The sequence below is a fragment of the Corticibacter populi genome (assembly GCF_004217315.1).
Lineage (GTDB): Bacteria > Pseudomonadota > Gammaproteobacteria > Burkholderiales > Burkholderiaceae_C > Lampropedia > Lampropedia populi.
In genome coordinates this window covers 1-19,810 of record NZ_SGWR01000005.1, presented here as the reverse complement: position 1 = coordinate 19,810, position 19,810 = coordinate 1, and the positions used below count along the sequence as shown (strand labels likewise).

The 19,810-nt window shown below is 64.7% G+C and carries 23 protein-coding genes; 4 read left to right on the top strand and 19 right to left on the bottom strand.

Features of this window, described 5'->3' with window-relative positions:
* Positions 1 to 194: 194 nt before the first annotated feature.
* Entirely contained in the window at positions 195 to 524 is a 330-nt protein-coding gene (gene fdxA / locus EV687_RS16660) for a ferredoxin FdxA (protein ID WP_122231301.1), read from the top strand.
* 45 nt (positions 525 to 569) lie between these two features.
* Positions 570 to 1,676: an NAD(P)/FAD-dependent oxidoreductase gene (locus EV687_RS16655; RefSeq protein WP_122231299.1), complete on the top strand. Its 1,107-nt coding sequence runs from the start codon at positions 570 to 572 to the stop codon at positions 1,674 to 1,676.
* 86 nt (positions 1,677 to 1,762) lie between these two features.
* Here the strand turns inward: EV687_RS16655 and EV687_RS16650 are convergent, their stop codons facing one another.
* The 4 genes from EV687_RS16650 to cobA all read right to left on the bottom strand — a co-directional run bounded on the left by EV687_RS16650 (position 1,763) and on the right by cobA (position 5,022).
* Positions 1,763 to 2,212, bottom strand: a complete 450-nt coding sequence (locus EV687_RS16650; protein ID WP_122231297.1) for a GatB/YqeY domain-containing protein — start codon at positions 2,210 to 2,212, stop codon at positions 1,763 to 1,765.
* Positions 2,213 to 2,378: 166 nt separating this feature from the next.
* Positions 2,379 to 2,591: a 30S ribosomal protein S21 gene (gene rpsU / locus EV687_RS16645; protein WP_122231295.1), complete on the bottom strand. Its 213-nt coding sequence runs from the start codon at positions 2,589 to 2,591 to the stop codon at positions 2,379 to 2,381.
* A gap of 219 nt (positions 2,592 to 2,810) precedes the next feature.
* On the bottom strand, positions 2,811 to 4,145 hold the full coding sequence (locus EV687_RS16640; RefSeq protein WP_122231293.1) for a BaiN/RdsA family NAD(P)/FAD-dependent oxidoreductase: 1,335 nt from the start codon (positions 4,143 to 4,145) through the stop codon (positions 2,811 to 2,813).
* A complete protein-coding gene (gene cobA, locus EV687_RS16635; protein ID WP_122231658.1) occupies positions 4,102 to 5,022 on the bottom strand; it encodes a uroporphyrinogen-III C-methyltransferase in 921 nt (306 codons plus the stop codon). Before cobA ends, EV687_RS16640 begins: the two co-directional genes overlap by 44 nt.
* Positions 5,023 to 5,217: 195 nt before the next feature.
* Between cobA and EV687_RS16630 the strand changes: the two genes are divergently transcribed.
* Both EV687_RS16630 and EV687_RS19455 read left to right on the top strand, forming a co-directional pair.
* Complete coding sequence (locus tag EV687_RS16630) at positions 5,218 to 5,730, top strand: LapA family protein (protein WP_122231291.1); 513 nt, start codon at positions 5,218 to 5,220, stop codon at positions 5,728 to 5,730.
* Positions 5,731 to 5,831: 101 nt separating this feature from the next.
* The gene (locus tag EV687_RS19455; protein WP_423201106.1) at positions 5,832 to 5,954 is read left to right on the top strand and encodes a hypothetical protein; all 123 of its coding nucleotides are present in this window, start codon (positions 5,832 to 5,834) and stop codon (positions 5,952 to 5,954) included.
* Between the two features lie 295 nt (positions 5,955 to 6,249).
* On the opposite strand, the gene rpsQ is transcribed toward EV687_RS19455, so the two are convergent.
* From rpsQ to EV687_RS16555, 15 genes are all read right to left on the bottom strand, one after another.
* Complete coding sequence (gene rpsQ, locus EV687_RS16625; RefSeq protein WP_122231289.1) at positions 6,250 to 6,519, bottom strand: 30S ribosomal protein S17; 270 nt, start codon at positions 6,517 to 6,519, stop codon at positions 6,250 to 6,252.
* Between the two features lie 9 nt (positions 6,520 to 6,528).
* Positions 6,529 to 6,768 (bottom strand): 50S ribosomal protein L29, encoded by a 240-nt coding sequence (gene rpmC, locus EV687_RS16620; protein ID WP_122231656.1) that lies wholly within the window; start codon positions 6,766 to 6,768, stop codon positions 6,529 to 6,531.
* A 13-nt stretch (positions 6,769 to 6,781) separates the two neighbouring features.
* A complete protein-coding gene (gene rplP / locus EV687_RS16615; RefSeq protein WP_122231287.1) occupies positions 6,782 to 7,198 on the bottom strand; it encodes a 50S ribosomal protein L16 in 417 nt (138 codons plus the stop codon).
* Positions 7,199 to 7,200: 2 nt separating this feature from the next.
* A complete protein-coding gene (rpsC, locus tag EV687_RS16610) occupies positions 7,201 to 8,061 on the bottom strand; it encodes a 30S ribosomal protein S3 (RefSeq protein WP_122231285.1) in 861 nt (286 codons plus the stop codon).
* A 14-nt stretch (positions 8,062 to 8,075) separates the two neighbouring features.
* A complete protein-coding gene (rplV, locus tag EV687_RS16605; protein WP_122231283.1) occupies positions 8,076 to 8,408 on the bottom strand; it encodes a 50S ribosomal protein L22 in 333 nt (110 codons plus the stop codon).
* Positions 8,409 to 8,418: 10 nt separating this feature from the next.
* On the bottom strand, positions 8,419 to 8,694 hold the full coding sequence (gene rpsS / locus EV687_RS16600; RefSeq protein ID WP_122231281.1) for a 30S ribosomal protein S19: 276 nt from the start codon (positions 8,692 to 8,694) through the stop codon (positions 8,419 to 8,421).
* 12 nt (positions 8,695 to 8,706) lie between these two features.
* Positions 8,707 to 9,534, bottom strand: a complete 828-nt coding sequence (gene rplB, locus EV687_RS16595) for a 50S ribosomal protein L2 (protein WP_122231279.1) — start codon at positions 9,532 to 9,534, stop codon at positions 8,707 to 8,709.
* Positions 9,535 to 9,537: 3 nt separating this feature from the next.
* Positions 9,538 to 9,873 carry a 50S ribosomal protein L23 gene (rplW, locus tag EV687_RS16590; RefSeq protein WP_122231277.1) on the bottom strand — a complete coding sequence of 112 codons (336 nt, stop codon included), beginning with the start codon at positions 9,871 to 9,873 and terminating at the stop codon, positions 9,538 to 9,540.
* Positions 9,870 to 10,487, bottom strand: a complete 618-nt coding sequence (gene rplD / locus EV687_RS16585) for a 50S ribosomal protein L4 (RefSeq protein WP_122231275.1) — start codon at positions 10,485 to 10,487, stop codon at positions 9,870 to 9,872. Before rplD ends, rplW begins: the two co-directional genes overlap by 4 nt.
* 3 nt (positions 10,488 to 10,490) lie before the next feature.
* Positions 10,491 to 11,162, bottom strand: coding sequence for a 50S ribosomal protein L3 (rplC, locus tag EV687_RS16580; protein WP_122231273.1), 672 nt, complete (start codon positions 11,160 to 11,162; stop codon positions 10,491 to 10,493).
* Positions 11,163 to 11,410: 248 nt separating this feature from the next.
* Positions 11,411 to 12,310: a transglutaminase family protein gene (locus EV687_RS16575; protein WP_122231271.1), complete on the bottom strand. Its 900-nt coding sequence runs from the start codon at positions 12,308 to 12,310 to the stop codon at positions 11,411 to 11,413.
* A gap of 39 nt (positions 12,311 to 12,349) precedes the next feature.
* The gene (locus EV687_RS16570) at positions 12,350 to 14,977 is read right to left on the bottom strand and encodes a circularly permuted type 2 ATP-grasp protein (RefSeq protein WP_165392836.1); all 2,628 of its coding nucleotides are present in this window, start codon (positions 14,975 to 14,977) and stop codon (positions 12,350 to 12,352) included.
* A 162-nt stretch (positions 14,978 to 15,139) separates the two neighbouring features.
* Positions 15,140 to 18,610 carry a transglutaminase family protein gene (locus tag EV687_RS16565; RefSeq protein WP_122231654.1) on the bottom strand — a complete coding sequence of 1,157 codons (3,471 nt, stop codon included), beginning with the start codon at positions 18,608 to 18,610 and terminating at the stop codon, positions 15,140 to 15,142.
* A 226-nt stretch (positions 18,611 to 18,836) separates the two neighbouring features.
* Positions 18,837 to 19,148 (bottom strand): 30S ribosomal protein S10, encoded by a 312-nt coding sequence (gene rpsJ / locus EV687_RS16560; protein WP_122231267.1) that lies wholly within the window; start codon positions 19,146 to 19,148, stop codon positions 18,837 to 18,839.
* 26 nt (positions 19,149 to 19,174) lie between these two features.
* Positions 19,175 to 19,810, bottom strand: a 636-nt coding sequence (locus EV687_RS16555) for an EF-Tu C-terminal domain-related protein (RefSeq protein WP_242612702.1), incomplete at its 5' end; no start/stop codon positions are given.

The following is a 19,810-nucleotide window of genomic DNA, read 5'->3' as shown; positions in this document are numbered from 1 at the left end:
GCATGCCGGGCACACTGACGCTCCCGATGCCGCATGGATGCACCGATTCGCGCACCGGTTCAAGCAGCGATTGATGCACCAAGTCCACACCAGCCGTCGGACGCCTTGTCCAAACTGGTGCCGGAAATGCGCCGCAGGACTAAAATCCGGGTTTCCCCCACGCTCCAACACAACCATAGATCGATTGCCCAGCCATGACACACGTCGTCACTGAAAACTGTATCAAGTGCAAATACACGGATTGCGTCGATGTGTGTCCGGTGGACTGCTTCAAGGAAGGGCCGAACTTCCTGATCATCGACCCGGATGAATGCATCGACTGCGCCGTCTGCGTGCCCGAGTGCCCGGCCGAAGCCATCTTCGCCGAGGAAGACGTGCCTGCCGATCAGCAGCAATTCATCCAGATCAATGCCGAGCTGTGCGAGAGCAAGAACTACAAGACGCTGACCAAGAAGAAGGCCTCGCTGCCCGATGCCGATGACTGGAACGGCACGCCCGACAAGCTGCAATACCTGGAGCGCTGAGGCAGGCTGAACACCAGGCCCGACCCCATCAGGATCGCCCCAGCCATGCACTCCGAGGCCGCGCCCATCTCCGTCCCGCTGGAGACCGAGGTCGTCGTCATCGGCGCCGGACCGGCCGGGCTGTTCCAGCTGTTCCAGCTCGGGCTGCAGGGCCTGGCCTGTCACGCCATCGAAGCTTTGCCGCATCCTGGCGGCCAGTGCGCCGAACTCTACCCCCACAAGCCGATTTACGACATCCCGGCACTGCCCGCCTGTTCGGGCGCCGAACTGGCCGAGCGCCTGCATGCACAGCTGGCGCCGTTTGCCATCGATTGGCACTGGGGTCAGCAGGTCACGGGGCTGCGCGACCAGCCCGACGGGCGCCTGCTGGTCGAGACGGCCCAGGGCCTGCGCATCACCGCGCAGGCCGTCGTGCTGGCGCTTGGTGCCGGCGCCTTTGTGCCACGCAAACCACGGCTGGAGGGCCTGGAGGCGCTGCTGGCCAGCGGCCATCAGGTGTTTCTGCAATCGCATGACCGTCTGGCCCCCGTAGCCGGGGCACGCGTGCTCATCCACGGCGGCGACGAGACGGCCGTCGCCAAGGCCCTGACGCTGGCGGCCCTGCCGGCCGAACAGGCCCCCCAGAGCATCGGGCTGCTGCACCGCCGCGATGTGTTCAAGGCCGATGCCCGGTCACTGCAAACCCTGCAGGCGCTGCGCGCGCAAGGCCGCATCCGTGTGCACATCGGCCAGCCCGAGGCGCTGCTCACCAGCGCCGATGCCACACCGGATGGCCGGACGCGCCTGCAGGCTCTGCAAATCCTCGATGCCGAAGGCAACACGCAGGAACTGCCGATCGACGTGCTGCTGGTCTACCAGGGTATCTCACCCAAGCTCGGCGAGGCACTCGACTGGGGACTGGCGCAGCAGAACAAGTACTTCATCGTCGATCCCGCCACGCAGCGCAGCAGCCGCACCGGCGTCTATGCGATCGGCGACATTGCCCACTACCCCGGCAAGCGCAAGCTGATCGCCAGTGCCTTTCACGAGGCCATCATGGCCGGCTTTGCCCTGGCCGAACAACTGCGCGGCCAGCCCGTGCTGCTGCAGTACACCACCACCAGTACGCAGTTGCTCGAGCGCCTGGGCAAGCCCGCCGCAGCACGCGACTGAGCGCCAGGCATCGAGCTCCGAGGGCTTGAGCGGGCGGGCGGCATGCCGGCTGACCGACAGGTGTCAGACAGCCGGCCGCCCATCCATCAACCCGCCAGTGCCGCCTTGACCGCCGCCGAGACCTCACCCATGTCGGCCTTGCCAGCCAGTGCCTTCTTGGCCGCGCCCATCACCTTGCCCATGTCGCCAGGGCCGCTGGCACCCACCTCGGCAACGATGGAGGCGACTGCTGCGGCAATCTCGGCCGCGGCCATGCGCGCCGGCAGATAGGCGCGCAGCACTTCCAGCTCGGCCTGTTCCTGGTCGACCAGATCCTGGCGGCCGGCCTGCTCGAAGGCGGCAATCGAATCCTTGCGCTGCTTGACCAGCTTGTCGATGAGCGCGACCACGGCGGCATCGTCGAGTTCGATCCGCTCATCAACCTCACGCTGCTTGATCGCCGCCTGCAACAGGCGGATCGTACCCAGGCGCTGAGCCTCCTTGGCGCGCATGGCGTTCTTCATGTCTTCGGTGATACGGGATTTGAGTGTGCTCATGGTTGAAATACTCCAGGAAAAGGCCGGTGCCTCGACGTCCCGGCCGCAGACCCGTCGCCAATGCTCGCGGGCGGGTCACAAAAACAAAAAACCGCGCAAGGCGTCCCTGGCGCGGTTGTCGGCAAGCTGCCTGACTTGTCCCTGGCTGGCATGCGCCAGCCGGTCATCAGTACATGCGCTTGGGCAGCTGCTGGCTGCGCACGCGCTTGTAATGGCGCTTGACCGCAGCAGCCTTCTTGCGCTTGCGCTCGGCAGTCGGCTTTTCGTAGAACTCGCGGGCGCGCAGCTCATTGAGCAGGCCCAGCTTCTCGATGGTGCGCTTGAAGCGGCGCAGTGCGATTTCGTACGGCTCGTTTTCTTTTACACGGATGGTAGTCATTCAAAAAAACATGTCTTGTGCCAAGCCAGCGTGTGCAGGGAGATCAGACCCGCAAGCGGCCCGGCGGTTTCGCCCCATTTATCGAAACTAGTATTGGCCAATGGGGCAATTGCCAGCAAAGTCGGCCATTATAAGCATGGCATTGTGGAAAGTACAGCATCAAGCGCGCACGCCCTGCCAATTGGCATGCAGCCGCCGCCCCGCAGGCGGTCATTGTGGTCAACTCGCAGCAGTCGCTGCAACACGCTGCACCGCCAGCGCCTCTGCGCAGGCATGGGCGCTGGCCCAGGCCCACTGGAAGTTGTAGCCACCCAGCCAACCAGTCACGTCCACCACCTCGCCAATGAAATAAAGCCCCGGCTGCTGCGTGCATTCCATGCTTCTGGAAGACAGCGCGCGGGTATCGACCCCCCCTAGCGTGACTTCGGCCTTGGCATAGCCTTCGGTGCCGCTGGGCGTGAGCTGCCAGTGCTGGATGCGCTCGGCAAGGCGGGCCAATGCCTTGTCCGGCACCTGATCGATGGCGCGCTGCCAGAGCACGTCCTCGCCGGCCAGTGCCTGCGCCAGCCGCACCGGCAGGTGGTCGGCCAGCACATTGACGAGCAGTTTGCGGCTGGTCTGCTTGGCCTCCAGCAGCAGCGCCGGCACATCCTGCCCCGGCAGCAGGTCGATCACCAACGGCATGCCGGCCTGCCAATAGTTGGATATCTGCAGGATGGCCGGACCGGACAGTCCCCGGTGCGTGAACAGCAGGTCCTCGAGAAACGCCGTGCGCTGCCGCCCGGCACCGACACTGATTTCCACCGGCAGCGCCAGCCCGGCCAGCTCGACATAAGGCTGCCAGCTGGCCGCATCGAAGGTCAGCGGCACCAGGCCGGGGCGCTGTGCCACCAACGGCACGCCAAACTGGCGGGCAATGCGGTAGCCCAGGTCGGTCGCACCGATCTTGGGAATGGAAAGGCCTCCGGTCGCCACCACCAGACTGGACGCCCAGGCCGTGCCTTCGGACGTGCGCACCCCATAACCGCTCTGTGCCTGGTGCGTGACGGTGTCGATCTCCAGCACCGTGCAGGGGCGCCACGACTGAACGCCCGCAGCCGCACACTGCGCCTGTAGCCATTCGATGATGTCCTGCGCACGGTGGTCGCAGAACAATTGCCCCTTGTGCTTTTCGTGGTAAGCGATGCCCTGGCGCTCGATCAGATCCACGAAATGCTGGGGCGTGAAGCGGGAGAGCGCCGAGCGGCAGAAATTCGGGTTATCGCTGATGAAGTGGCGCTGCGGCGCGCGTGTATCCAGCTCGCGGTTGGTGAAGTTGCAGCGCCCGCCGCCGGAGATGCGGATTTTCTCGGCCAACCGGCGTGCATGGTCGATGAGCAGCACCCGGCATCCGGCCGCGCCAGCCTGGGCGGCACAGAACAGCCCCGCCGCGCCGGCGCCGAGGATGATGGCATCGAACCAGGCCGGATCACTCCCGCCTCGTTGGGTAGGCGCGCCGGCACCGCTGGCCTCAACCAAACTGGAATTGTCCTTGCCTGCTGGCGGCAGGGACATGGGATGATCCGGCAGATTCGGTAGATTCGGCGGATTCAGAAAGTTCGGTCGGGACGCTGGCATACCCGTATTGTTGCAGCATGGCACTGGCCCGGAGCACATCGCCGACGACGATGATGGAGGGGCTGCCGAGTCCATGCACCTGCATGTCGGTGCACAGCCGCTCCAGCGTGCTGATCAGCCGCTGCTGCGCCGGAAGCGAGGCCGACTGCACGACGGCCACTGGCGTCTGTGCCGGCAAGCCCTGCAACAAACCGGCCTGGATGCGCGCCGCGCACTTGACGCCCATGTAGATCACCAGCGTGAGTTGCGCGGCATGGGCGGTCTGGGCCAATTGCGCCCAGTCGATTTCGCGCTGGCCGGGCGCGGCGTGGCCGGTCACCATCACCACGCCATGCGCGTGCTCGCGGTGCGTCAGCGGCACGCCCAGTGCAGTGGCCGCCTGCAGACCCGAGGTGATGCCATTGATCACCTCCACCTCGATGCCGGCCGCCCGCAGGGCTTCGAGCTCCTCGCCGCTGCGGCCGAAGATCAGCGGATCACCGCCCTTGAGGCGCACTACCGTCTCGCCTGCCCGCGCCTGCTGCACCATCAGCTTCTCGATGAAGGCCTGCGGCGTGCTCTTGCAGCCGCCGCGCTTGCCCACGTGGATGACCCGCGCATCTGGCGCCGCATGGGCCAGCACCGCGTCGCCGACCAGATCATCAACCAGCAGCACGGTGGCACGGCCCATGGCCTTGACCGCCTTGAGTGTGAGCAAGTCCGGATCTCCCGGCCCGGCGCCAACCAGGATGCAGCGGCCCGGCTGCTGAATACCAGCCGGATCGGCGGTCGGCGCATGCGCGCGCCTGGAGGGGGGAAGTGTGCCAGCGTCCATCATGGATATATCAAATTTCCCGTCATTATCCGAAATTCCCGAATGCTTGTTCTTATATGGAGAATGCCATGCGAGGCAAACCCATCCACATGGCGACGGCAACGACGCACCACCCGGGATGCCCTGATAATGGCCGTATCGGCAATACCCGGCCAAGGCACTGCGCGCCAGCGCCGATTCCAACAAGGAGCCACCATGAACATCCGCTTGATCCTCATCCTCCTGCTGACGGCCGCACTCGCGGGCATCTCCTTCCTGAACTGGGGCACCCTGATCACCCCGTCGGAACTGTCGCTGGGGTTCATGACGGTGCAGGCGCCGCTGGGGCTCATCATCCTCGTGCTGACCATTGCGCTGGGAGCCCTGTTCCTCGCCTACATCCTGTGGCTGCAGGGCACGGTGCTGCTGGACTACCACCGTCACAGCAAGGAAATGGCGCAGCAGCGTGAGCTGGCCGACAAGGCCGAGGCCTCGCGCTTTACCGAACTGCGGGAGTTCCTGATCGAGTATTACGGCCAGGGCCAGCAGGCACTGACGCAGCACCTCGACGCACTGGAAGCCCGCCTGCAAAGCCGCGCCGATGCATCCGACAACAGTACTGCAGCCTACATCGGCCAGCTCGAGGATCAGCTGCAATCGCGCCAGGGCAGCACCCTTGCGCCAGCATCGCAAGCGGCCTCCGACGACGGCACGCCGCGCCTGGGCTGAAGCGGCTCCACAGACCTCTTCATCGAGGCCTGACCCGTCCTGCCATAGGTTGACACCTATGAGGGACACAGAGCCGGCCTGCAGGACGGTCCATGGTTGCCATGGGAACAGTACTGGATACCTCGCTCAAAGTGATGCTCCAGCGCCTGTTGCCCGTGCCGGCCTTTGAGCGCCGCCCTCAGCGCGCGGCTGACCTGCGCGACAGCAAGCTGTTGTGCACGTGATGACCCACGATCTTGCACGCCCCCCATCGGTGACCAGGCTGAGGTAGACGAATCCCCGATCGATGGGCAGGTACATGGCATTGCCTCCCACACCTGCTCGAGCACCAACAGCTTAAAGCCAGCGCATGGTCACGCGGTATGCGTTTGATGCCTGATTCCATTGAGTCCACCGTTTCTCAGAGGAAAAGGCATCAACCCTGGGTAGCACGCGGGTCAGGCAAAAAGAAAAAGCCCTGCAAAAGCAGGGCTTCGGGCCTACTGACGCATTGCGCGCCATGGGCAGGATCTTTCTCGATCAGACCAGGCCAGCCTTCTGGACCAGACGGGTGGCAACCCAGTTCTTGGTCTTGGAAAGCGGACGGCTCTCGGTGATCTCGATGGTATCGCCCAGCTTGTACTCGCCCGTTTCGTCATGAGCGTGGTACTTGCTCGAACGAACCACGATCTTGCCGTAGATCGGGTGCTTGACGCGGCGTTCGACCAGCACGGTCACGGTCTTGGCACGCTTGTCGCTGACCACCTTGCCAATCAAGGTGCGCTTGAGGGATTTCTTTTCTTCCGTCATTTCGGCTCCTTAGTTGGCTTTGGCGGCTTGTTCAGCGGCCTGTTTCTCGGCCAGGATCGTCTTGGCGCGGGCAATGTCGCGACGCGTCGTGCGCAGCACCGAGGTGTTGGCGAGCTGTTGCGTGGCCACTTGCATGCGCAGGCCGAAATGGGCCTTTTGCAGCGACTTGACTTCTTCCTTCAGACCGGCGACATCCTTGCCGCGCAGCACTTCAGCCTTGGTTTGCTTGTCAGCAGATTTCTTAGCCATGTTCATCTCCTGATCAGGCGCCCAGCTGGCGGGCAACGAAGGTGGTGCGCAGCGGCAGCTTGGCTGCGGCCAGGCGGAAAGCCTCGCGCGCCAGATCCTCGGGGACTCCGGTGATCTCGTAGATCACCTTGCCCGGCTGGATCTCGGCCACGTAGTAATCCGGATTGCCCTTGCCGTTACCCATACGCACTTCGGCGGGCTTGGTGGAAATGGGCTTGTCCGGAAACACGCGGATCCAGATGCGGCCGCCACGCTTGACGTGACGGGTGATCGCACGGCGCGCCGACTCGATCTGGCGGGCCGTCAGACGGCCGCGGTCGGTGGACTTCAGGCCGTATTCACCGAACGCCACCGTGTTACCACGGGTTGCGATGCCGGTGTTGCGACCCTTTTGCTCTTTGCGGAATTTGCGACGAGCAGGTTGCAGCATGGTTATTCTCCTTTACCGTCCGCAGCTGTAGCGGGCGCGCTTTCGGCGCGCTTAACGGCGGTAGATGCAGAGCCTGTGGCTTCTGCGGGTTTGTCACTTCCGTCTGCAGGCGCGGCATTGCTGCCACGTCCACGGCGATCGCCACGATCCCCACGGCCACCACCGGCCGGACGACGGCCGCGCGGACGGCGCTCGTCATCGGCACGCGGCTCGGGAGCAGCAGGCAGGTCGCCCCGGCCCAGCGTATCGCCCTTGTAGACCCACACCTTGACACCGATGATGCCGTAGGTGGTGGAGGCTTCGGACGTCGCGTAGTCGATATCGGCGCGCAGCGTGTGCAGCGGCACTCGGCCTTCGCGGTACCACTCGGTACGGGCGATTTCGATGCCGTTCAGGCGGCCCGACGACATGATCTTGATGCCCTGGGCACCCAGACGCATGGCGTTCTGCATGGCTCGCTTCATAGCGCGGCGGAACATGATGCGCTTCTCGAGCTGCTGGGTGATGCTGTCGGCGATCAGCTGTGCATCGATTTCGGGCTTGCGCACTTCCTCGATGTTCACTGCGACGGGCACGCCCAGGCGCTTGGTGAGTTCCTTCTTCAGATTCTCGATGTCCTCGCCCTTCTTGCCGATCACCACGCCCGGACGTGCCGAGTAGATGGTGATGCGGGCGTTCTTGGCGGGGCGCTCGATCAGCACGCGCGAGACTTGCGCGTTCTTGAGCTTCTTCTTGAGGTAGGCGCGAACCTCGATGTCCTCGGCGAGCATGCCGGCGAAATCGCGGTTGTTGGCGTACCAACGGCTGGACCAATCACGGCTTACCGCCAGGCGGAAACCGGTTGGGTTGATTTTCTGTCCCATAGTCTTCCTCTGGCTTAATTGCCCACGGTCACGTAGACATGGCAGGTGGGTTTGCTGATGCGGTTGCCACGGCCCTTGGCGCGGGCGGTGAAGCGCTTCAGCGTCGTACCTTGCTCGACATAGATGGTCTTGACCCGCAACTCGTCGATGTCGGCGCCATCATTGTGCTCGGCATTGGCGATGGCCGATTCGAGCACTTTCTGGATGATGCCGGCCGCCTTCTTGGGCGTGAAGGCCAGGATGTTCAGGGCCTGGTCCACCTTCTTGCCGCGGATCAGGTCTGCCACCAGGCGGCCCTTGTCCACGGAGAGGCGGACGCCACGGAGTACAGCACGTGTTTCAGACATGGTTTACTCCTTAGCGCTTGGCTTTTTTATCAGCCGGGTGACCCTTGAAGGTGCGAGTCAGTGCGAACTCGCCCAGCTTGTGGCCAACCATTTGATCGGTAACATAAACAGGCACATGCTGCTTGCCGTTGTGCACAGCGATCGTCAGACCGATGAACTCCGGCAGCACCATGGAACGACGCGACCAGGTCTTGACCGGGCGCTTGTCCTTGCCAGCGACAGCCTTCTCGGCCTTGGCCAGCAGGTGGTGATCCACGAAGGGACCTTTTTTGAGTGAACGTGTCATGGCGCCCTACCCTTATTTCTTGCGACGCGACACAATGAAAGTCTGTGTCCGCTTGTTGTTACGGGTCCTGTAGCCCTTGGTCAGGTTGCCCCATGGGTCGACAGGATGACGGCCTTCACCGGTCTTGCCTTCACCACCACCATGCGGGTGGTCAACCGGGTTCATCACCACACCGCGCACGGTCGGGCGAATACCCATCCAGCGCTTGACACCGGCCTTGCCGAAGCGGCGCAGGCTGTGCTCTTCGTTGGCGACTTCACCGATGGTGGCACGGCACTCGATGTGCACCCTGCGCACTTCACCCGAACGCAGGCGAATCTGAGCGTACACACCTTCGCGGGCCAGCAACGTGGCCGAGGTACCGGCCGAACGGGCGATCTGGGCACCGGCACCGGGCTTGAGCTCGATGGCGTGGATGGTCGAACCGACGGGGATGTTGCGGATCGGCAGCGTGTTGCCAGCCTTGATCGGCGCTTCCGAGCCGGACACCACGGTGGCACCGACTTCCAGGCCACGCGGGGCGATGATGTAGCGACGCTCGCCATCGGCGTACAGCACCAGGGCCAGATGGGCCGAACGGTTCGGGTCGTACTCGATGCGCTCGATCTTGGCGGCGATGCCATCCTTGTCGTTGCGGCAGAAGTCGACCACGCGGTAATGGTGCTTGTGACCACCGCCCTTGTGACGGGTGGTGATGTGGCCGTTGTTGTTGCGGCCCGACTTCTGGAACTGCGGCTCCAGCAGGGGGGCGTAACCACTGCCCTTGTGCAGGTGGTCGCGGGAGATCTTCACCGCACCGCGCTGACCCGGGGTCTGGGGTTTGAGTTTGATGATAGCCATGGTTTACGCAGCCTCCCCGGACAGGTTCAGCTCTTGACCTTCCTTCAAACGGACATAAGCCTTGCGAACATGGTCGCGGCGGCCGGTCGTGCGTCCGAAACGCTTGGTCTTGCCTTTGACGTTGACGACGGAGACGCCAGCCACTTCAACCTTGAACAGCAGTTCGACGGCGGCCTTGATTTCGGCCTTGGTAGCATCACGCAGGACCTTGAAGGTCACGGCGTTGGACTGTTCGGCCGCGAAAGTGGCCTTCTCCGAGACGATGGGAGCCACCAGCACCTGGTACAGACGACCTTCGGTGAACTGACGCTCTTTGGGAGTCGGGTTGGTGCGGCTCATGCGAACATCTCCTTGAGCTTGTCGACGGCACCCTTGGTCACCAGCACCTTCTTGAAGTGCACCAGCGACAGGGGATCCACGTAACGCGGCTCGACGACATACACGTTGGTCAGATTGCGCGACGCCAGGTAGAGATTCTCATCAATCTCTTCGGCGATCACCAGCGCGGAATCGACCTTCAGGTTCTTGAGTTTGGAAGCGAAGGCCTTGGTCTTCGGGCTGTCCAGCTTGATGTCCTCGACGATCGACAGGCGCCCATCGGCAACCAGCTTCGAGAAGATCGAAACGATACCGGCGCGGTACTGCTTCTTGTTGACCTTGTGCGAGAAGTTTTCTTCCGGCAGGTTCGGGAACACGCGACCGCCCCCACGCCAGATCGGCGAGGACGTCATACCGGCACGGGCATTGCCCGTACCCTTTTGGCGGAACGGCTTCTTGGTCGAGTGCTTGACCTGCTCGCGATCCTTCTGGGCACGCGTGCCTTGGCGGGCATTGGCCTGGTAGGCCACCACGATCTGGTGGATCAGCGATTCGTTGTAGTCACGACCGAACAGGTCCTCGGGCGCATCGAAGGTCGATGCCTGGCCTTGGTCATTCAGGAGCTCGAGTTGCATGGCTTATGCTCCCTTCTGTACAGGCGCCTTGACGGCGGGACGGACGGTCACGAAACCACCCTTGGAGCCGGGCACGGCACCCTTGATGAGCAGCAGCTGGCGGGCTTCGTCCACGCGGACGATGTCCAGGTTCTGCGTCGTCACGGTCTCGTCACCCATATGGCCAGTCATGCGCTTGCCGGGGAAAATGCGACCCGGATCCTGCGCCATGCCGATCGAGCCGGGCACGTTGTGCGAGCGGCTGTTACCGTGCGAGGCGCGCTGCGAACCGAAGTTGTGGCGCTTGATGGTACCGGCGTAGCCCTTACCAATGGAAGTACCCTGCACGTCCACCTTCTGGCCAGCAGCGAAGAGGTTGGCCACGGGAACCGTGGCTCCGGCGGCGTATTGGCCGGCAGTCTCTTCACTGACGCGGAATTCACGAATGATTTCGCCCGCTTCGACACCAGCCTTGGCTAGGTGACCCGCTTGGGGCTTGGTCACACGCGAGGCCTTGCGCGACCCGAAGGTCACCTGCAGAGCGGTGTAACCGTCATTCTCTTGGGTTTTGACCTGGGTCACGCGGTTGCCGGACACGTCCACCACCGTGACAGGGATCGATTCCCCGTCGTCGGTGAAGATGCGCATCATGCCCACCTTGCGGCCCAGCAACCCCAGGGAGTTACTCAGACTCATGTTATTACTCCAAAACTCCCACCACAGCCACTGCAATTGGTGAGCTGTGTTGCCAGCGGCCGCCCGCGACACGGACCAGGCCAAGGCATGAGAGAAGGTTGATAAAAAGACTCCACCGGAAAAGGCCCACCCATGCAATGGGCGCACCAATCCTAGCGAAGCCGCAGATTATAGCGCGCCCCTCGAAAGGGGGCAAGCATTCATCATGCCCAAGTGCATCTCAGCAACGCCGGCGCCACACTCGAACATCATTCGGGCATCACGGTCACGCCCACGTCGAGCTCATGCGAGCCGCCACCACGAATCACCCCGCGCAGCGGTGCCACATCGCCATAGTCGCGGCCATAGGCCAGCCGCACATGGGTCTCGCCGGCGAGGCAGTTGTTCGTCGGATCGAACTCCAGCCAGCCGGCCTGCGGGCAGTACACGCTGACCCAGGCATGCGAGGCGTCGGCGCCAACCAGCCGCGGCTGGCCTGGCGGTGGCTCGGTGAGCAGGTAGCCGCTGACGTAGCGCGCCGCCAGCCCCAGCGAGCGCAGCGCGGCGATCATGACCTGCGCAAAGTCCTGGCAGACGCCGGCACGCAGCGCCAGTGCACGCAGCGGCGGCGTGCTCACATCGGTGGCCTGCGGCTTGTACTGAAAGTCGCGATAGATGCGGTGGCACAGCGCCGCGGCGACTTGGTGTGCCGACCAGTCGCGGCGCGGCGCCGTCGCCAGCGCATAGTCCCGGAAGGAATCCTGCACCGGTGCCAGCGGCGACGGCTGGGCATATTCGCGCGCATCGTCGAAGGCCTGGCCGGCCTCGTACTGCATGGCGCGCGCCACGGCTTCCCAGGGTATGCCGTCGGGCAGCACCACACTGGGGAACTTGCCCTGCCATGCGGGCGGCAGGGCCGTGGTGCTCAGGCGGCTTCGGGCCACCACCAGCAGTTCCTCGTGCGGCTCGGTGAGTTCGAAGTAGCAGCGCTGCTGGCCATAGCGGTCCATGCTCCAGGCCTGCGCCGAGGGTTCGGGTTCGATGGCGAGACTGAATTCATGCAACTGCTGCTCGCTCGAATTCACCGGCCGTAGATAGGCCATGTGGTGGGCCTGCAACACCGGTGTCTCGTACCGGTAGCGGGTTTCGTGAATGACGCTCAGTTGCATGGGGATGAACTCGGCGGGAACGGCAGGGACGGCCGGCGCTCAGCCACCGCCGACGGAATGGCTATCGGCGTGGGCATGGATGAAGAACTGCTGCGTCAGGCGGTCCGAGATGTGCTGGGCGGCCATGCGCGCGGTGTGGATGCGTGCCGCCAGGTGCATGTACTCGCGGCGATCGGCCCAGCCCAGCAGCTCCTGCGAGCACCAGCACTGTGGCAGTCCCTGGAACTCGCTCTCGACCTGCCAGGCCGCCAGTGGATGACCAGGCAGGCGCGCCAGCCGTCCGGTGAGCGTGTCGGAAATCCAGGCCAGCGAGCGGGGATTTTCCTGCTCGAGCACCAATAGCTCGATCAGCGCGTAGGCATCACGGTGCTGCTGGTAGCGCGAACGGTAGGTGATGGTGCTGTCGAACAGCTCGAGCAGCAGCGCAAAGCCGGCCTCATCATCGACCACGCCCAACTCGAAGGCCGAACCCAGTGTGCCGGCCAGCGTGCCCAGTCGCTCGACCTGACGGCCCAGTGACAGCATGCGCCAGCCGTCGTCGCGGGTCATGCGGTCGAGCTGCGCGCCGGTCATGGCCATGGCCTGGGTAGCCAACAACTCCAGTGCGCGCTGGGCCTGGCGCGTCTGCAGCGGCTCGCCCTGCAGCGCCGCCAGAAACTGCTGCTGGGCCTGGTTGACCATGGTCCACTGCTCTTGCGCCAGCCGCTCGCGCACGGCAAAGGCGGAGAACTGCAGCGAGTCGAGCACGGTGGCCACGCTCCAGGCGCCATGCTTGGCATGGCGGTCGCCCAGCGAGGCCACCAGGGCCCGCTCGAACATGGCCTTGGCCACACGCGGCGATGGGGCTGCCTTGCTGACCAGGCCGTGGTCCTCGCACAGATGGTGCAGCCAGTCCAGGGTGACCGGCGTCAGGTCCATCTCGATGTTGTTGAGCGCCTCGAGCACGATGCGCGCGAGACGCACGCTGTTGTCGAGCCGCTCCGAATAGCGCCCCAGCCAGAACAGGTTCTCGGCGGCGCGGCTGGTGATGACGCTGCCGGGTCGGTGGTGCGGTCCCATGGCGCTGGGGCGATCGGGCACCTCGCGATCGGCCATCACCCAGAGATCGGCGGAACTGCCGCCCCGGAACATCGAGACCACTTCGCGGCCTACCGGGGCGATGCGGGTCAGGCCGCCCGGCATCACATGCCAGCGGCCCGGACCGTCCGAAAGCGCGAACACGCGGATCATCATGGCCTGGCTGCCCATCGGAGCCTGGTAAGGCGAGGCTTCGCCCTGCGCCGCCGCACCGCCGGGCCGCCAGGTGGGCATGTGCGAGAGCGGAATCCAGGCCTGCGCGGCATGGTCCTCGGGCCGGGCCTGGATGCGCTGGCGCCACTGCGCCAGCTCGGCAGGCTTGAGCCGCAAGCCCATGGCCGGAACGAAGCGGCGCGGCTGGTCGTTGAAGGTCGGCTTGATCACGTAATCGGGCAATTGCGGCAGCAGGTGGCGCATGGCAGCACGCTCGCCAAACCACCAGCTGGCGACCGAGGGCAGCGACAGCGGCTCGCCCAGCAGACGCTCGCTGATGGCGGGCAGAAAGCCCATCACGGCGGTCGACTCCAGGAAGCCGCTGCCCGGCGCGTTGGCGATGACGACATGGCCGGCGCGCCAGGCCTGCATCATGCCGGGGATGCCCAGCGCCGAATCGGCACGCAACTCGAGCGGGTCGAGGTAGTCGTCGTCAAGCCGCCGGATGATCACATGCACCGGCTCCAGCCCCTTGATGGTCTTGAGCCAGACGCGTTGCTCGCGCACCACCAGGTCACCGCCTTCGACCAGCGTGATGCCGAGGTAGCGCGCCAGGTAAATGTGTTCGAAATAGGTCTCGCTATAAGGCCCGGGCGTCAGCAGCACGATGCGCGCGTCGTCACCGGCGCTGCTGTGCGCGGCCAGGCTGCGCAGCAGCGCCGAATAACTCTCGACCAGCCGCTCGATGCGCAGCGCGGAGAAGGCCTGCGGGAACAGGCGCGAGACGATCAGCCGGTTCTCCAGCGCGTAGCCCAGCCCCGAGGGCGCCTGGGCCCGCTGGGACATGACCCACCAGTGGCCATCCGGCCCCTGTGCGAGATCGAAGGCGGCAATGTGCAGGTAGGTTCCCCCCGCCGGCTCGATGCCATGTGCCGCCCGGAAGTAGCCGGGATGGCCATGCACCAGCGCACTGGGCAGCAGGCCCTCCTGCACCAGGTGCTGCGGGCCGTACACATCGGCCAGAATGCGGTTGAGCAGCTCGGCACGCTGCGCCACGCCGGCCCGGATCGCCTGCCAGTCCTGCTGGGTGACGATCATCGGGAACAGGTCCAGCGACCAGGGGCGGCTGTGATTGACGGCGTCCGAATACAGGTTGTAGGTGATGCCGTTGTCCTCGACGCTGCGCACCAGGCTTTGCTGCAGTTCGTCGAGGCGGCTGGTCAGCAGGTGTGCCGTATCGGCCATGCCGGCCTGGCTGTGCAGGCTGTCGATGGCACTGGCGAAAAAGGTGTTCCAGTGCTTCGCCAGGCCGCCGCGGCCGAGCCCGTCGCGCAGGTTGTCGAAATGACCGGCGGGCGGATGGTTGGCCAGTGGCGGGATCAGGCTGTCGGCCAGATCGGTCGCGGCAAGCTCGGTATCGAACAAGGACATAGGCATCGTGGGCGCGTAGTGTAATGCCGCCGGGCCCCAACCATCAGTTGGCGGCCACGTCCCTGCCCACGGGCGAGAATCGGTTGACATTCAGCGTGGAAAAACCGCGACAGGCGGCCACTGCGGCACGCCTGTCCGAGCGGACTCCCGCCTGACCGTCCACGGCCTTCACACCCTTCGCAGGTCAAGCGTGAACGGCATTTCCCGGCTCGGCTTGGGTTGTGCCACCACCATGCGTCCCGGTGTGTGGCCGATGCGGAAGAAGCGCGCCAACCGACGCGACTCTGCCTCATAGGCATTGATCGGGAACGTGGAAGGGTTGGCCCCGCCAGGATGCTGCACGTGGTATTGGCAGCCGCCCAGACTGCGCTGCATCCAGGTGTCGACGATGTCGAAGCTCAGCGGCGCATGCACGCCGATGCTCGGGTGCAGCGCCGAGGGCGGGTTCCAGGCCTTGTAGCGCACGCCGGCGACGAATTCACCCGCCGTGCCGGTGGGCTGCAGCGGCAGCGCATGGCCGTTGACAGTGACCAGATAGCGACTGCCGGCCATGCCGCTCATCTTGACTTCCAGGCGCTCCAGCGAGGAATCGACGTAACGCACCATCCCCGCCGCAGCGCCCTCCTCGCCCATCACATGCCAGGGTTCGAGCGCACCGCGCAGCGTCAACTGCATGCCGTGTACGGCAATTTCGCCAAACTGCGGGAAACGGAACTCGAAATGCGGCGCGAACCAGGCCGGATCGAAGGCATAGCCGCCATGCTCGGGCAAAGCCAGCTCGGCCAGCACATCCTCGAAGTCCATCCGGATGAAGGTCGGCAGCATGAAACGGTCATGCAGCGCCGTTTCCCAGCGCGCCAGCGGCGCACGGTAGGGCTGGTTCCAGAACCGGGCCACCAGCGCACGCAGCAGCAGCTGCTGCACGATGCTCATGCGGGCATGCGGCGGCATCTCGAAGGCACGCAGCTCCAAGAGGCCCAGGCGGCCGGTCGGGCCATCGGGCGAATACAGCTTGTCGATGGAGAACTCGCTGCGGTGAGTGTTGCCGGTCACATCGACGAGGATGTTGCGCAAGGTGCGGTCGAGTACCCAGGGCGGCATCTCCTGGCCATGGATGCGGCGATTGCGCTCGACCTGCGCAATGGCGATCTCCAGTTCGTAGATCTGATCGTTGCGCGCCTCGTCCAGGCGCGGAGCCTGGCTGGTCGGGCCGATGAAGAGACCGCTGAAGAGATACGACAGGCTGGGATGGTTGTTCCAGTAAGCCAACAGGCTGGTCAGCAGTTCGGGGCGGCGCAGGAAGGGCGAATCCGCCGGTGTCTTGCCACCAAGCACGAAATGGTTGCCGCCGCCGGTGCCGGTGTGACGCCCGTCGAGCGCGAACTTCTCGGCGCACAGATGCGTCTCGAACGAAGACTGGTAAAGGAATTCAGTGTGTTCGACCAGCTCATTCCAGTTGCTGGCGGGATGAATGTTGACCTCGATCACTCCGGGGTCGGGCGTGACCTGCAGCACCTTCAGACGCGCATCGCGCGGTGGCGGATAGCCTTCGAGCACGATCTTCACGCCCAGTTGCGTGGCGGTGGCCTCCACGGCAGCCAGCAGGTCGAGGTAATCGTCCAGCTCGGCCAGCGGCGGCATGAATACATAGAGCACGCCCTGGCGCGCCTCCACCACCAGCGCGGTGCGGATCAGCCAGTAGGCCGACTCGAAGCGCCGGGGCATCAAGGTCGGAATGGCCGGCTGGTAACCCGCCGGCCCCGATCCGGCAGATGCCGCAGCCGCGCCCGCGCCCGTCGAGCCACTCAAGCCCGTTGAACCCACCGGGCCAGCCGTTGGGCCATCGATCCCGTCAGCCTTTTCCGCAATGGGTTGCTGCATGCGCAGCGGCGCCGTGCCATCGCCTGCCGCGCCATAGCGCTCGGCGAAAGTGCGCGCTGACGGCAGCTCTTGCTGCGGCGCGTAGGGATCGCGGTCGATGAAGTACGGGTAGTCGCCCTTGCCGACCCAGGGCAGCGAGTCGAGCGGCAGGCGATAGCCCATGGCCGAGTCACCCGGGATCAGGTACATGCGCTCATCACGCAAGAACCAGGGGCCGGTCTCCCAGCGCGAACCACTCAGGCCCACGGCGCTGGCCGGGGTGAGTGGCAACACGTAGCCGACCTTGTGCGCCAGACCCTGGAGGGCCCAGCGGCGCAGACGATCGCGCTCCATTTCATCGTCGATGCGCGCATCGAACGGATCGACGTTGACCGGCAGACGCCGCTCGCGCCAGAGAAAGTACCAGGTATCCTCGTAGCCTGGCTGGACGAACTCATCGCTCAAACCCAGCGTGCGGCTGAGCGTACCGATGAAGCGCTGGGCATCGTCCCCGCCATAGTGCGACGCCTCGCGCTCGTCGGCAAAGAGTTCGGGGTTCTGCCAGATCGGCTGACCGTCGGCTCGCCAGAAGATCGACAGTGCCCAGCGCGGCAACTGCTCGCCCGGGTACCACTTGCCCTGCCCGAAATGCAGGAATCCACCCGCACCATAATGGGCACGCAGCTTTTGCACCAGTGCATTGGCATATCCCCTTTTGGTGGGGCCGAGTGCCGCCGTGTTCCATTCCGGTGCGTCGCGGTCGCTGTCGGCCACGAAGGTCGGTTCGCCCCCTTGCGTCAGGCGCACATCACGGGTTTCCAGATCGCGCTCGACCTGCTCGCCCAGGGTCAATACAGACTGCCATTGCTCGTCGGTGTAGGGCCGGGTCACGCGCGGCGATTCATGGATGCGCATCACCGCCATGTGGTGGGAGAACTCCACCTCGGACTGGGTCACCGCGCCCTCGATTGGTGCGGCTGACGATGGCTGTGGGGTGCAGGCCAGCGGGATGTGCCCTTCGCCGGCCAGCAGCCCGGAAGTCGGATCGAGACCGATCCAGCCGGCACCGGGCAGAAACACCTCGCACCAGGCATGCAGGTCGGTGAAATCGCTCTCGGGCCCGCTCGGGCCGTCGAGCGCCTTGACATCCGGTGCCAGCTGGATCAGGTAGCCCGAGACGAAGCGCGCGGCCAGTCCCAGGTGGCGCAGCAGATTGACCAGCAGCCAGCCGGAATCACGGCACGAGCCGCTGCGCAACTGCAGGGTCTGCTCGGGCGTCTGCACGCCCGGCTCCATGCGGATGGTGTAGTCGATGTCCTCGTAGAGCATGCGGTTGATGTCCACCAGGAAATCCACCGTGCGGCGCGGACGGCGATCGACACGCCCGAGGTATTGGGCCAGCAGCGGCGTCAGCGGCCCGGGCGTGCGGTAGGGCACCAGATCCTGCAGCAGTTCCGGCGCGTAGCTGAACGGGAATTCCTCGGCTTCGGGCTCCAGGAAAAAGTCGAACGGATTGTGGACCGCCATCTCGGCCACCAGATCGATGGTGACCTTGAACTCCCGCGTGCGTTCGGGAAAGACCAGCCGCGCCATGTAGTTGGCAAATGGGTCCTGCTGCCAGTTGCAGAAATGGTTCGCCGGCTCGATGCGCTGGCTGAACGAGAGAATGCGCGTGCGGCAATGCGGGGCCGGGCGCAGGCGCACGATTTGCGGTCCCAGCTCGACCGGACGGTCGTATCGGTAATGGGTGACGTGGTTGAGCGCAACGTGAATGGTCATGGTCAGCGGCTGGAGAGTGTGGATGGCGTCAAGCAAAAAGCACGCCACCAGCCGCTTCCAGGCCAGGCCGGGCAAAGGCATGCACGCTGCCAGTATGCCTGCCCGGCATGACGAATGCCAGACACATGGGTTGCCACGGCCCCCGTCGCCAGCACCATGAAAAAAGGCCCCGACGCATCGCGCCAGGGCCTTGCAGGGCTCGGCCGATCACTCGGCCGTGCATCGATTACTGCAGCTTGATCTCGACGTCCACGCCGGCCGGCAGGTCCAGCTTCATCAGCGCGTCGACCGTCTTGTCGGTCGGATCGACGATGTCCATCAGACGCTGGTGGGTGCGGATTTCCAGCTGGTCGCGGCTCGTCTTGTTGACGTGCGGCGAACGCAGGATGTCGAAGCGCTTGAAGCGTGTCGGCAGGGGCACGGGGCCCTTGACGATGGCGCCGGTGCGCTTGGCGGTATCGACGATCTCGGCAGCGGATTGGTCAATCAGCTTGTAGTCGAACGCCTTGAGGCGGATGCGGATGCGTTGCTTGCTCACTGTGTGTTTTCCTTTCACACAGGCGATCAGGCAATGATCTTGGCAACCACGCCGGCGCCGACGGTGCGGCCACCTTCGCGGATGGCGAAGCGCAGGCCTTCTTCCATGGCGATCGGGGCGATCAGCTTGACGGTGATGGCCACGTTGTCGCCAGGCATGACCATTTCCTTGCCTTCAGGCAGGGTGATCGAGCCGGTCACGTCGGTGGTACGGAAGTAGAACTGCGGACGGTAGTTGCTGAAGAACGGCGTGTGACGGCCACCTTCGTCCTTGGAGAGCACATACACTTCGGCAGTGAACTCGGTGTGCGGCTTGATCGAGCCGGGCTTGGCCAGCACTTGGCCGCGCTCGACGTCTTCACGCTTGGTGCCGCGCAGCAGCAGGCCGACGTTGTCGCCAGCCTGGCCTTGGTCCAGCAGCTTGCGGAACATTTCGACGCCGGTGACGGTGGTTTTCTGCAGGTCGCGGATACCGACGATTTCGATTTCCTCACCGACCTTGATGATGCCGCGCTCGACACGACCGGTCACCACGGTGCCTCGGCCGGAGATCGAGAACACGTCTTCAACGGGCATCAGGAAGGCGCCGTCAACGGCACGTTCCGGCGTCGGGATGTAGCTGTCGAGCGCGTCGGCCAGGCTCAGGATGGCCGGCTCGCCGAT